This is a genomic window from Bradyrhizobium sacchari (assembly GCF_002068095.1).
In the GTDB taxonomy this organism is placed as follows: domain Bacteria; phylum Pseudomonadota; class Alphaproteobacteria; order Rhizobiales; family Xanthobacteraceae; genus Bradyrhizobium; species Bradyrhizobium sacchari.
On sequence record NZ_LWIG01000017.1, the window covers coordinates 37,807 to 49,728 of the forward strand.

Genomic DNA, 11,922 nt, shown 5'->3' on the forward strand with positions numbered 1-11,922 from the left:
ACAAGTGCCGTTTACCATTCGGGCCGCCTTGCGCCGGCCATCGTCCTGCTGCAAAAGCAGGGCTCATCGGCGCCGCCCGTCGCTCCGCCGTTTCCCGAGCAATTCGTCACAGGCGCCAGCACATACATCCATGGCCAGCCCCGAACTCAGTCAATTCCGCCGCGTCGTCGTCAAGGTCGGCTCCGCACTGCTGGTCGATTCCGACAAGGGCGAGGTGCGGGCGTCCTGGCTCGCCGCGCTCGCCGACGACATGGCCAAGCTGCACAAGGAAGGACGCGACGTCCTGGTGGTGTCCTCGGGCTCGATCGCGCTCGGCCGCAGCCGGCTCAAATTGCCGCGCGGTCCGTTGAAGCTGGAAGAGAGCCAGGCCGCCGCCGCCGTCGGCCAGATCGCGCTGGCGCGGATCTGGTCGGAGGTGCTCGGGGCCCACGGCATCGACGCCGGCCAGATCCTGGTCACGCTCCAGGATACCGAGGAGCGCCGCCGCTATCTCAATGCGCGCTCCACCATCGGCAAGCTGTTGGAGTGGCGCGCGATCCCCGTGATCAACGAGAACGACACGGTCGCCACCACCGAAATCCGCTATGGCGACAATGACCGCCTCGCCGCGCGCGTCGCCACCATGGCGAGCGCCGACCTGCTGGTGCTGCTGTCCGACATCGACGGCTTGTACGACGCCCCGCCCAAGAACAATCCGAACGCAAAGCTCATTCCGGTCGTCGACAGCATCTCCTCGGAGATCGAGGCGGTGGCCGGTGATGCCGAGTCCGAGCTGTCGCGCGGTGGCATGCGCACCAAGGTCGAGGCTGCCAAGATCGCGACCACGGGCGGCACCCACATGCTGATCGCCTCCGGCAAGATCGAGCATCCTCTGCAGGCGATCGCCGATGGCGGCCGCTGCACCTGGTTCCTGACGCCCGCCAATCCCATCACCTCGCGAAAGCGCTGGATCGCGGGCACGCTGGAGCCGAAGGGCACGCTGACAATCGACGCCGGCGCGGTGACCGCGCTGCGCGCCGGCGCCAGCCTGCTGCCGGCCGGCGTGATCAAGGTCGAGGGCCAGTTCGCCCGCGGCGATGCCGTGATCGTGCGCGGCCCCGATAGCAGCGAGGTCGGCCGCGGCCTGATCGCCTATGATGCCGACGATGCCGAGCGCATCAAGGGCCGCTCCTCCCCGGACGTGATGACCATCCTCGGCATCAGCGGCCGCGCCGAGATGATCCACCGCGACGATCTGGTGGTGGGCGGGTAAGGGAGACTATTGCATGTCGTCAGAGCCGATATCCTGGCGGCCATGCATGACACGGATGATCTCGACGCCATCGGGTAGCGGGACATAGAAGATCACGTAGTTGCCGACCGGGAAGCTGCGCAGGCCGGCCCTCAACTCCTGGCGTTCGCGCTCCGCGAGCGGCTTCTCCAGGAGCATTTCGAAGATCTCGCCGATGCGAGCGATCTGCTTGTCGGCGGACCGGACGCTGTCTGACGCAATGAACTCCCAGATCGAATCGAGATCGAGGTCTGCCTGCTGGGCTTTGCGAAATCTATTCGCCACGCTTGCGCGCGGCCAAACGCTGCCGTCCCCGCGCCTTGATGTCGTTCATCCATTCCTGGACATCAACCTCTTCCATCGGCCCGCTGTCAAAGCCCTTCTGGATTTCCTCCCGTAGCGCCTCCAGCTTGACCTTACGCCTCTCCTCGCGCTCCTCGACGAGGCGCAGGCCCTCGCGCATGACCTCGCTCGCGGTGGCATAGCGCCCGCTTGCGACCAGATCCTCGATCAGGTCCTCGAAATGCTTGCCAATGCTGTAGCTGCTGGCCATGGGCGGCTCCGTTATCAGATATTGATATTTATTGATATTGGGACGCCCCCCAAGGATCCGTCCAACCTTGAGCATGACCAGGCCATTGGCCGACCCGGCGGCGCGAACCGGGCCCCTGCCATACCGTCCCTGCCCTTCGCAAAAGCGGGATTTCCGTGCTAGGACACCGCCTTAGCAGAAGGTTTGACCCCATGGCCGCCCCCCTCAAAGCCGTTGACGGCAACGCCGATCGGACTAGCGATCTCCTGGCGCTGATGTCCGATCTCGGAACCCGTGCTCGCGCTGCCGCGCGCGTGCTGGCGCTGGCGCCGCCGGAGCAGAAGAACCGGGCGCTGGAGGCCATGGAGCGGGCGATCCGCGCCAACGCGGCGGCGATTCTTGCCGCCAATGCCGAGGACGTCGCCGAGGCCCGCGCCTCCGGCAACAGCACCTCCTCCTTCATCGACCGCCTGACGCTGACGCCGGCGCGGGTCGAGTCGATGGCCGAGGGCATCGGCATCGTGCGCGGCATCGCCGATCCCATCGGAATCGTCACCGAGAGCTGGCAGCGGCCGAACGGCATGACCATCGAGCGCGTGCGGGTGCCGCTCGGCGTCGTCGGCGTGATCTTCGAGAGCCGCCCCAATGTTGCGGCGGATGCTGGCGTTCTCTGCCTGAAGTCGGGCAACGCCGTGATCCTGCGCGGCGGCTCCGACAGTTTCCGCTCCTGCCGCGCGATCCATGAGTGCCTGGTGCAGGGCCTGCGCGAAGCGGGCCTCCCCGAAGCTGCGATCACGCTGGTGCCGACGCGCGACCGCGCGGCGGTCGGCATGATGCTGTCCGGACTGAACGGCGCCGTCGACGTGATCGTGCCGCGCGGCGGCAAGAGCCTCGTCGCGCGCGTCGAGCAGGAGGCCCGCGTGCCCGTGTTCGCGCATCTCGAAGGAGTCAACCACGTCTATGTCGATGCCAGCGCGGACCTTGCCATGGCGAAGTCGATCGTGCTCAACGCCAAGATGCGCCGCACCGGCGTCTGCGGCGCCGCCGAGACGCTGCTGGTCGATCGCGCGGCTGCGGCATCGAGCCTGAAGCCGCTGATCGAGATGCTGATCGAGGCGGGATGCGAAGTGCGCGGTGACGACGCCGTGCAGAAGGCCGATGCACGCGTCAAGCCTGCCAGCGAGGACGATTGGGACACCGAATATCTCGACGCGATCATCGCGGCGAGGGTGGTGGACGGCGTCGACGGCGCGATCGCGCATATCCAGAACCACGGCTCGCATCACACCGATGCCATCGTGAGCGCCGACGAAACCGCTGCGAAGAAATTCCTGAGCGAGGTCGATTCCGCGATCGTGCTGCACAACGCCTCGACGCAGTTCGCCGATGGCGGCGAGTTCGGCTTCGGCGCCGAGATCGGCATTGCCACCGGCCGCTTCCACGCCCGCGGTCCTGTCGGCGCCGAGCAGCTCACGAGCTTCAAATATCGCGTTCACGGCACCGGGCAGACGCGGCCGTAAGCAACGTTGCAAGGCGCGGGGCATTGAGCAACACATTCGTCGTGCCGCGTTTTGTGGCGCAAGCGGTCCCGCCCCACACGGAGGGGATGCGCATCGGCCTGCTCGGCGGCTCGTTCAACCCGCCGCATCAGGCGCATCGCGCGATCAGCCGCTTCGCCTTGAGGCGATTGCAGCTCGATCGCGTCTGGTGGCTGGTGACTCCAGGCAATCCGCTCAAGGAGAACGGCAATCTGCACGAGCTCGGCGCGCGCATGCGGGCCGCGCGCGACGTCGCTGATGATCCGCGCATCGAGGTGAGCTGTCTCGAATCCGTCATCCGCACCCGCTATACTATCGATACGATCAACACCTTGCGCCGCCGCTTCTCCGGCCTGCGCTTTGTCTGGATCATGGGCGCCGACAACCTCGCTCAATTCCATCGTTGGCAGGATTGGCGGCGCATCGCCGGCCAGGTACCGATGGCGGTCATCGATCGCCCGCCGCAGAGTTTTCGCGCCCTCGCCTCGCCCGCCGCCCAAGCGCTATCTCGTTACCGTCTGCCCGAGAACAAGGCAGCGCTGCTTGCGGACCAGTCGGCGCCGGCCTGGGTGTTCCTCACCGGATTGAAGCTGAATCTGTCCTCGACCGGCCTGCGGAACCCGGACGGGAGCTGGAAAGGTACGAAGTGAGACGGAGTGTACCGGCGTCGTGGGGACATTGGACTCTCTGGCATATTGAAACCCTTAACCCCACATGATGTAGTGTCACCCGTGAGCGCCGGATTCGGCTCTCGCGATACAGTGAAAGGAATGGTCCCTGGCCACATCTGTATTGTCCAAGTCTGTTTTACCCAAGGTTGCTAAGCCTACGCGTAAAACATCGACCAAAGCTGCGGCCTTGCAGGCGCAACCCGACGCCGACAAGACGCTGAGCCTGATCCTCTCCCGCCTCGAGGATATGAAGGCGGAAGAGACGGTCACCATCGACCTTCGCGGCAAATCGGCATACTCCGACTACATGATCGTCACCACCGGCCGGGTGAACCGGCACGTCGGTGCGATCGCGGAGAACGTGACGAAGGGCCTCAAGGAAACCGGCATCAAGAACATCCATGTCGAGGGCTTGCCCAATTGCGACTGGGTGCTGATCGATTCCGGCGATGTGATCGTGCACGTGTTCAGACCCGAGGTCCGTGAGTTCTACAATCTCGAGAGATTGTACACGCAGGGCCCAGGGGCGGCGAAGGCGATCTAGAGGCTGACGAAGCCGATTTCGAATCGGCTGACGCGCATGCTAGCGTCGTGCGCGCGCGGGATGCGCGCGGTCATGAAACCACGACGCTGAAACATCATGCGTGTTGCTGTCATTGCGGTGGGCCGGCTGAAGCAGGGCCCCGAACGGGAGCTTGCCGACCGTTATTTCGAGCGGTTCGACGAGGCCGGTCGCAAGCTCGGATTCCGCGAGCTCAGCATCCACGAAATTCCCGAGAGCCGCGCGCGCGACGCCGCGACACGGATGACGGAAGAGGCCGCTGCGATCTCGGCGCATATTCCGGACAAATCCATCTTGGTGGCACTGGACGAACGCGGCCAGAATCTCGACTCCACCGTATTCGCACGGCATCTCGGGCGCTGGCGCGACGAGGGGGCCGGACATACTATCTTCATGATCGGAGGGGCGGACGGACTTTCGCCCGAATTGCGCCGTAAGGCCAAGCTCGCGATCGCGTTCGGCTCTGCGACCTGGCCGCACCAAATGGTTCGCGTCATGCTTCTGGAACAGCTGTATCGGGCCGCCACCATCCTGGCCGGCCACCCCTATCACCGCGCGTGATGCGCGCCACAACGAGCACCTTTGCCTAAAGCGATGCGAGCGCCTGTCCTCAATCTGCTGATTGCAAGCCTCGCAGGCGCAAGCGTCGCGCAAGCTTACGCAAGCCTCGCGCAAGCTCAGACGGCAGCGCCCGCGCCCCAGACTGCAGCGGTCTCGCCCGACGCCATCAAGCAGCGCGAGCAGGAGCTGGAAGCTGCGCGCGCCAGGCAGAAGAGCGCGGAGGAAGCGCAGGCCAAGCTGAAGGCCGAGATCACCGCGCTTGGCCAGGACCGCACCCAGCTCAACCAGCAGCTGATCGACACCGCCGCCAATGTGCGTTCCGTCGAGACCAAGATCGACGAAGCCGAGGCGCGGCTGAAGACGCTGAACGGCCGCGAGCAGCAGATGCGCTCTTCGCTTGATTCGCGCCGCGCCGACATCGTCGAGGTGCTGGCGGCGCTGCAGCGCGCCGGCCGGCGCACGCCGCCGGCGCTGCTGGTGCGCCCTGAGGACGCGCTGCAATCCTTACGCACCGCGATGCTGCTCGGCGCCGTCGTGCCGGAATTGCGCGGCCGCGCGGAGAAGATCGCGGGCGAGCTCGGCGAGCTCGTCGCCCTGCGCAAGAACATCGCGAGCGAACGCGACCAACTCGCCAATGACCGCGACAAGGTCCGCAACGACCAGAACCGCCTCGCGGCGCTCGTCGACGAGCGGCAGCGCCAGCAGGCCTCGCGCGAAAAGGACCTTGATGCCGAGAATTCGCGCGCCATCGCTCTGTCAAAGCAGGTCGGTGATCTCCAGGGCCTGATCACCAAGATGGAGCAGGACCTCCAGAGCGCCGCCAAGGCGGCCGAGAAGGCCGCCGAGGCCGCAAGACAGGCCGAGGCCAAGGAGGCCAAATTGGCAGCGGCAAACGCGGCGGCCAGCGCCAAATCCGGCCCCGCCGCTTTCAAGGACCGGTCCAGGACCACTCCCGCGATCGCCTTCGCCTCGGCCAAGGGCCTCCTGCCCCTCCCGGTTAACGGTAACAAGATCAGGGACTTTGGCGGTTCCGACGGGGTCGGCGGGGTGCAGAAGGGCATTTCGCTGGCGAGCAAGCCCGGCGCCCAGGTCACGACGCCGTGCGACGGCTGGGTGGTCTATGCCGGGCCGTTCCGCAGCTATGGACAACTCTTGATCCTCAACGCCGGGGGCGGGTATCATGTCCTGATCGCCGGGATGGAGCGCATTTCGGTCAACATCGGACAGTTTGTGCTCACGGGGGAGCCAGTCGCGACCATGGGGTCGACCTCTCAAGTCGCCTCCATTCTCGCCACGAACGCGAGTCAACCTGTGCTGTATGTCGAGTTCCGTAAAGACGGCACTCCAATCGATCCAGGCCCATGGTGGGCCGCAAATGAAGGCGAGAAGGTTCGCGGATGATGCGCAAGACTTCAGTAATCCTCCTCAGCGCGGCCACCGGTGCAGCGCTGACGCTGTTCGTGACCCAGCCGCGCGCGGTGTTCATGGGCTCCAGCGCGCGAGCCGCCACCGCGGACACCTATCGCCAGCTCAACCTGTTCGGCGACGTGTTCGAGCGCGTGCGCTCCGACTATGTCGAGAAGCCCGACGACACCAAGCTGATCGAATCCGCCATCAGCGGCATGCTCACCGGCCTCGATCCGCATTCGAGCTACATGGACGCCAAGAGCTTCCGCGACATGCAGGTGCAGACCCGCGGTGAGTTCGGCGGCCTCGGCATCGAGGTCACGATGGAAGACGGCCTGATCAAGGTGGTCTCGCCGATCGACGACACGCCCGCTTCGCGCGCCGGCATCATGGCCAACGACATCATCACCAATCTCGACGACGAGGCGGTGCAGGGCCTGACCCTGAACCAGGCGGTCGAGAAGATGCGCGGTCCTGTCAACACCAAGATCAAGCTCAAGATCATCCGCAAGGGCCAGGACAATCCGCTCGACGTGACGCTGGTGCGCGACAACATCCGCGTCCGCTCGGTGCGCGCGCGCGTCGAAGCCGACGACATCGCCTATATCCGCATCACCACCTTCAACGAGCAGACCACCGAAGGCCTGAAGCGCGAGGTCGCCAACCTCTCGAATCAGATCGGCGACAAGCTGAAGGGCTACATCATCGATCTCCGCAACAACCCGGGCGGCCTGCTCGAGGAAGCGGTCACCGTCTCCGACTCGTTCCTGGAGAAGGGCGAGATCGTGTCGACCCGCGGCCGCAATGCCGAGGAGACCCAGCGCCGCACCGCCCATGCCGGCGACCTCACCAAGGGCAAGCCGGTCATCGTGCTGGTCAACGGCGGCTCGGCCTCCGCATCCGAGATCGTCGCCGGCGCGCTGCAGGACCACAAGCGCGCGACCATCGTCGGCACGCGCTCGTTCGGCAAGGGCTCGGTGCAGACCATCATCCCGCTCGGCTCGGGCAACGGCGCGCTGCGCCTGACCACCGCGCGCTACTACACGCCGTCGGGCAAGTCGATCCAGGCCAAGGGCATCGTGCCCGACATCGAGGTGCTGCAGGACGTGCCGGACGAATTGAAGTCGCGCACCGACACCAAGGGCGAGGCTTCGCTGCGCGGCCACCTCAAGAACGACGGCGACGAGAAGACCGGTTCGCAGTCCTACGTGCCGCCGGATGCCAAGGACGACAAGGCGCTCAAGCTCGCCGACGACCTGCTCCACGGCATCAAGAACAGCGCCTCCGCCGCACCCACCCCGGGCGCCGACAAGGCCGCGACCGACAAGCCCAAAGCGGCGAACTAAATCGGCGCATCAGGCAATCTTCCGAAAAGGGCGGCTCCTCGAGCCGCCCTTTTTGCTTGGAACTCCCGTCGTCCCCGGCCTATCCCGGCCTGCCGCCGCTTGACCCCGCCGTGGTATCGTCGGGATCAGTGATTCGGGATCGCGCATGACTGAAACGGCCGATGATCTGAGCACCCCGCTCGGACAGGATAAGCCGCGCCGCAAGCGCCGGCTGCGGCTGCCGTTCACCGCCATGCAGCTGCTGGCCGTGCTGCTCGGCCTGTTCCTGGTGACCTTTGCCGGCTTCGCCATCTTCAACAAGGACCCGCTCGGCGGCGAGCCGATGACGCGGATCGCGATCCGCGAGCCCAAAGCCACGGAGGAGAAGCCTGCGGCCTCCGGCCACGGCTCGGAGATCAAGCCGGACAGCAAGCACGAGACGAAGGAAGCGCCGAAGCAGGCCGCCCCGGGTGAGCAGAAGACCGTCACCATGATCGACGGCTTGACCGGCGCGCGGCACGACGTGGTGATCGGCGCTGGCGAGGCCTCCGACAAGGGCGAGGCGGCTTCCGCCCCGCCGGTCATGGCCGGGATCGACCCCAAGCTGCTGGAGAAGTCGCGCTACGGGATGATTCCCGCGGTCGCCGGCGACCTCAAGTCGTTCAACGTCTATGCGGCCGACGCCGACCGTGCCAAGGCCGCCAAGATGCCGGTGGTCGCCATCGTGATCGGCGGGCTCGGCGTCGGCGCCGCCAAGACCACGGACGCGATCATGAAGCTGCCGCCGGCGGTCACGCTGGCCTTCACGCCCTATGGCGCCGATCCCGGCAAGCTTGCCGAGCGGGCGCGCGCCCAGCGCCACGAGATCTTCCTGCAGATCCCGATGGAGCCCTACGACTTCCCGGACAATGATCCGGGGCCGCAGACGCTGCTGACCTCGCTCAGCCCCGACCAGAACATGGACCGCCTGTACTGGCACCTCAGCCGTATGCAGGGCTATGCCGGTCTCGCCAATTTCATGGGCGCCCGCTTCATCGCGACGGAGCCGGCGATGCAGCCGATCATCCGCGAGGCGGCCAAGCGCGGCCTCGGCTTCTTCGACGACGGCTCCTCGCCCCGCAGCATCGCGCCCCAGGCCACGGCCAGCGCGTCGATGCCGTTCGGCAAGGGCGACATCGCCATCGACGCGGTGCCGACCCCGACCGAGATCGACCGCGCCCTGAACAAGCTCGAATCCACCGCCCGCGAGCGCGGCGTCGCCGTCGGGACCGCCTCTGCCCTGCCGGTCTCGATCGACCGCGTCAGTGCCTGGACCAAGACATTGGGCGACCGAGGTATCCTTTTGGTGCCATTGACAACTGCGATGCTGAAATCAAAATCCAGCTAAATCAACGGATTGGTACGGCACGAGGTCTCGCGGGACCGGCATGCCCACCAAGTGCAGGCAAGAGGTCTGGCGGAATGGCGCGTTACGAGGATCTGCCCTACCGGACCTGCGTCGGTGTGATGCTGATCAATACGAAGGGACTGGTGTTCATCGGCCGCCGCGCCGGCGGCATCGAGCATGTCGACGACGCGCATGTCTGGCAGATGCCGCAGGGCGGCGTCGATCCCGGCGAGGACACCTGGGAGGCTGCCAAGCGCGAGCTCTATGAGGAGACCAGCGTGCGTTCGGTGGAGCGGCTCGGCGAGGTTCCGGACTGGCTGATCTACGACATCCCGCGCACGGTCGCGGGCCGCGCCTGGAAGGGCCGCTACCGCGGCCAGCGCCAGAAATGGTTCGCAGTCCGCTTCACCGGCAAGGACAGCGAGATCAACGTCGAGAAGCCCGGCGGCGGCGGCCACAAGGCCGAATTCGTCAACTGGCGCTGGGAGCCGATGAAGAACCTCCCCGAGCTGATCATCCCGTTCAAGCGCCCGGTCTACGAGCGCGTGGTGAAGGAATTTTCCGCGCTGGCGGAGGATTGATCCTTGTTGTCGTCGCGGGGCGATGCGACAGCATCGAACCCGGGACCTCGAGATTCCGGGTTCGATGCTTCGCATCGCCCCGGAATGACGATGAGAGAAATTTGCAAGTGACGAACGAAAAACCCTACCGCCCCAACGTCGGCATCGCCCTCTTCAACGCCGACGGCCGTGTGCTGATCGGCCACCGCTTCAAGGGCGACGGGCCCGAGATCATTCTGCCGGGCCTCGACTGGCAGATGCCGCAGGGTGGGGTCGACGAGGGCGAGAATCTGCGCGATGCGGCGATGCGCGAGCTGTGGGAGGAGACCAACGTCGTCAGCGCCGACTATCTCGGCGAGACCGACTGGTTCACTTACGAGTTTCCGCCTTACGACGGACCACAGACGCATCGCCTGGCGAAGTTTCGCGGGCAGCGGCAAAAATGGTTCGCGCTGCGCTTCACCGGCAGGGATGACGAGATCGACCCGCTGACACCGCGCAACGGGCAGCCCGCGGAGTTCGACGCCTGGCGCTGGGAGCGGCTGGATCGGGTCGCCGATCTCGTGGTGCCGTTCCGCCGCGAGGTTTATCAGGCCGTGGCGCGAGAGTTCGCGGCGTTCGCAAACTGAAACTGCGAAAACAACCCCATGCACAGTAGGACGGGGTTTGAAATCATGAGAGAATTTTCGCCGGACCTTTGCGTGTGAAGGGAGGCGAGACGCCACCACCCGCTCCGCTTGAGCAACCGGCAACATAGGTAACGGTTCAGACCGACGACATGGGTAACACAATTCTCGTTTCGTTCAGGTCTGTTGTTGTTGTTGGGGCTGTGGACCCTGGGGGCAACGCGCAGCGTTGTCCCCAAGTCCACAGCCCTTCCGTTTTGGCTTGCGCAGTTGGTCGCTGCGGTAGGCGATGGAGCCGAGCAGGACAGGACCGTAGCTGACGCTCCAGCAGCCTTCGGTCTCGGTCAGCCCAATCGGCTCGCCCGCCAAAGCAGCGTTGATGTAGACGAGCCGGCCGTTGAGCTTGATCTCTCCATTGTGACGAACCCAGCGGACCTCCTGGTCGCCGTATTCCGGGGAGCGCAGGATTCCGTCGTAGCGGCGCGGTGAAKCCTGGTAGCGGTCGGCAGGCGTGGCGTTGTCCAGCGACTGATGAGGACGTTCGTGATTGTAGAGCCGCTGGAATTCGCGAAGCCGCTTTAGCTGCTCGCGCATGCTGCGTGCCGGCGGGCTGGCCACATCCTGCAACAGGGTGAGATGCATGCGCTCATGGCGGCCGTTCTGCTGCGGCTTGCCAGGAGCAATGCGCTCCGGCGTCACTCCGGCCTTGATCAGGTTCACCGACAAGCGCGACAGGCCGCCCGCACCTCGCGAAGCAAAGGGAGAGCCATTGTCCGACCGCAGGAAGTTAGGCAATCCGAACTCGCGGAAGGCGGCATCGAGCACCGGCCAAACATGGTCAGTGTCGGTGCGGGGCAATGCCTGACAGCGCAGAAGATAGCGGCTGTGGGCATCGGTGATCGTCAGGGGCTCACATCGATCGCCGTCACCCGTCAGGAACCAGCCCTTGAAGTCGATGCACCAGACGTCGTTGGCGGCTTCACATGCGGCAAAGGGCGCGCTCGAAGGCGGGCTGCGACGGCGCAGCTTGCGCCTTACCGTCAACCCTTCGCGATCAAACAGCTCTCCGATCGTGCTCGCCACTGGCCACTCGGTTTTAGGCGCAGCTCGCTCCAGATAAGCTCTCACCTTCACTGGCCCCCAGGTTGGATGCGCCCGCCGGACTTCAAGGCAGCGCTCCGCAATTTCCGGCGCAATCGCCTGCGGATGATGCCGTGGAGCCCGCGAGCGATCGAGCAGGCCGGCTAACCCTTCTTCCTCATACCGCCCCAGCCATTTGTACCCGACCCGGCGGCTCACATTGAACCGCCGGCAGAGGGCAGCAAATGACTCCTCGCCCTTCTCAGCCGCCAACACAAAACGCATCCGCTCGTCCACGGCACAGGTCTCCTTCCAACCCATCGGCAAGGCCCTCCTTGCCGACCAATTGACCTGTTACCCATGTCGCCGGTCTAGACTGTTACCCATGTAGCCGGTCAGGACC

13 protein-coding genes are annotated in these 11,922 nt (G+C 65.5%); 10 read left to right on the plus strand and 3 right to left on the minus strand.

Features of this window, described 5'->3' with window-relative positions:
- The first annotated feature begins 130 nt into the window (after positions 1–130).
- Entirely contained in the window at positions 131–1,252 is a 1,122-nt protein-coding gene (gene proB, locus A5906_RS22125) for a glutamate 5-kinase (RefSeq protein ID WP_080137437.1), read from the plus strand.
- A 6-nt stretch (positions 1,253–1,258) separates the two neighbouring features.
- Here proB and A5906_RS22130 read toward each other — a convergent pair whose 3' ends face one another.
- The gene (locus A5906_RS22130; protein WP_080137438.1) at positions 1,259–1,555 is read right to left on the minus strand and encodes a type II toxin-antitoxin system RelE/ParE family toxin; all 297 of its coding nucleotides are present in this window, start codon (positions 1,553–1,555) and stop codon (positions 1,259–1,261) included.
- Entirely contained in the window at positions 1,545–1,823 is a 279-nt protein-coding gene (locus A5906_RS22135; protein WP_080137439.1) for a type II toxin-antitoxin system ParD family antitoxin, read from the minus strand. Before A5906_RS22135 ends, A5906_RS22130 begins: the two co-directional genes overlap by 11 nt.
- Before the next feature lie 191 nt (positions 1,824–2,014).
- Between A5906_RS22135 and A5906_RS22140 the strand changes: the two genes are divergently transcribed.
- The 9 genes from A5906_RS22140 to A5906_RS22180 all read left to right on the plus strand — a co-directional run bounded on the left by A5906_RS22140 (position 2,015) and on the right by A5906_RS22180 (position 10,442).
- Positions 2,015–3,322, plus strand: coding sequence for a glutamate-5-semialdehyde dehydrogenase (locus A5906_RS22140; RefSeq protein ID WP_080137440.1), 1,308 nt, complete (start codon positions 2,015–2,017; stop codon positions 3,320–3,322).
- Positions 3,323–3,345: 23 nt separating this feature from the next.
- Complete coding sequence (locus A5906_RS22145; protein ID WP_080137441.1) at positions 3,346–3,990, plus strand: nicotinate-nucleotide adenylyltransferase; 645 nt, start codon at positions 3,346–3,348, stop codon at positions 3,988–3,990.
- Between the two features lie 208 nt (positions 3,991–4,198).
- Positions 4,199–4,555, plus strand: coding sequence for a ribosome silencing factor (gene rsfS, locus A5906_RS22150; RefSeq protein ID WP_080137442.1), 357 nt, complete (start codon positions 4,199–4,201; stop codon positions 4,553–4,555).
- Positions 4,556–4,651: 96 nt separating this feature from the next.
- Positions 4,652–5,134 (plus strand): 23S rRNA (pseudouridine(1915)-N(3))-methyltransferase RlmH, encoded by a 483-nt coding sequence (gene rlmH, locus A5906_RS22155; protein WP_080137443.1) that lies wholly within the window; start codon positions 4,652–4,654, stop codon positions 5,132–5,134.
- A gap of 33 nt (positions 5,135–5,167) precedes the next feature.
- Positions 5,168–6,535: a murein hydrolase activator EnvC family protein gene (locus A5906_RS22160; RefSeq protein WP_080137444.1), complete on the plus strand. Its 1,368-nt coding sequence runs from the start codon at positions 5,168–5,170 to the stop codon at positions 6,533–6,535.
- Positions 6,532–7,887: a S41 family peptidase gene (locus A5906_RS22165; protein WP_080137445.1), complete on the plus strand. Its 1,356-nt coding sequence runs from the start codon at positions 6,532–6,534 to the stop codon at positions 7,885–7,887. Before A5906_RS22160 ends, A5906_RS22165 begins: the two co-directional genes overlap by 4 nt.
- 145 nt (positions 7,888–8,032) lie before the next feature.
- Entirely contained in the window at positions 8,033–9,253 is a 1,221-nt protein-coding gene (locus A5906_RS22170; RefSeq protein ID WP_080137446.1) for a divergent polysaccharide deacetylase family protein, read from the plus strand.
- Positions 9,254–9,327: 74 nt separating this feature from the next.
- Positions 9,328–9,834: an RNA pyrophosphohydrolase gene (locus A5906_RS22175; protein ID WP_080137447.1), complete on the plus strand. Its 507-nt coding sequence runs from the start codon at positions 9,328–9,330 to the stop codon at positions 9,832–9,834.
- A 107-nt stretch (positions 9,835–9,941) separates the two neighbouring features.
- On the plus strand, positions 9,942–10,442 hold the full coding sequence (locus tag A5906_RS22180) for an RNA pyrophosphohydrolase (RefSeq protein WP_080137448.1): 501 nt from the start codon (positions 9,942–9,944) through the stop codon (positions 10,440–10,442).
- 174 nt (positions 10,443–10,616) lie between these two features.
- Here the strand turns inward: A5906_RS22180 and A5906_RS22185 are convergent, their stop codons facing one another.
- Positions 10,617–11,840 (minus strand): integrase core domain-containing protein, encoded by a 1,224-nt coding sequence (locus A5906_RS22185; RefSeq protein ID WP_245326836.1) that lies wholly within the window; start codon positions 11,838–11,840, stop codon positions 10,617–10,619.
- Positions 11,841–11,922 lie beyond the last annotated feature (82 nt).

What these genes read in the sequence shown, in the direction of transcription:
- proB (WP_080137437.1), top strand. Translation starts at nt 131, where the DNA reads ATGGCCAGCCCCGAACTCAGTCAATTCCGCCGCGTCGTCGTCAAGGTC.
- A5906_RS22135 (WP_080137439.1), bottom strand. Translation starts at nt 1,823, where the DNA reads ATGGCCAGCAGCTACAGCATTGGCAAGCATTTCGAGGACCTGATCGAG.
- A5906_RS22140 (WP_080137440.1), top strand. Translation starts at nt 2,015, where the DNA reads ATGGCCGCCCCCCTCAAAGCCGTTGACGGCAACGCCGATCGGACTAGC.
- rlmH (WP_080137443.1), top strand. Translation starts at nt 4,652, where the DNA reads ATGCGTGTTGCTGTCATTGCGGTGGGCCGGCTGAAGCAGGGCCCCGAA.
- A5906_RS22160 (WP_080137444.1), top strand. Translation starts at nt 5,168, where the DNA reads ATGCGAGCGCCTGTCCTCAATCTGCTGATTGCAAGCCTCGCAGGCGCA.
- A5906_RS22165 (WP_080137445.1), top strand. Translation starts at nt 6,532, where the DNA reads ATGATGCGCAAGACTTCAGTAATCCTCCTCAGCGCGGCCACCGGTGCA.
- A5906_RS22170 (WP_080137446.1), top strand. Translation starts at nt 8,033, where the DNA reads ATGACTGAAACGGCCGATGATCTGAGCACCCCGCTCGGACAGGATAAG.
- A5906_RS22175 (WP_080137447.1), top strand. Translation starts at nt 9,328, where the DNA reads ATGGCGCGTTACGAGGATCTGCCCTACCGGACCTGCGTCGGTGTGATG.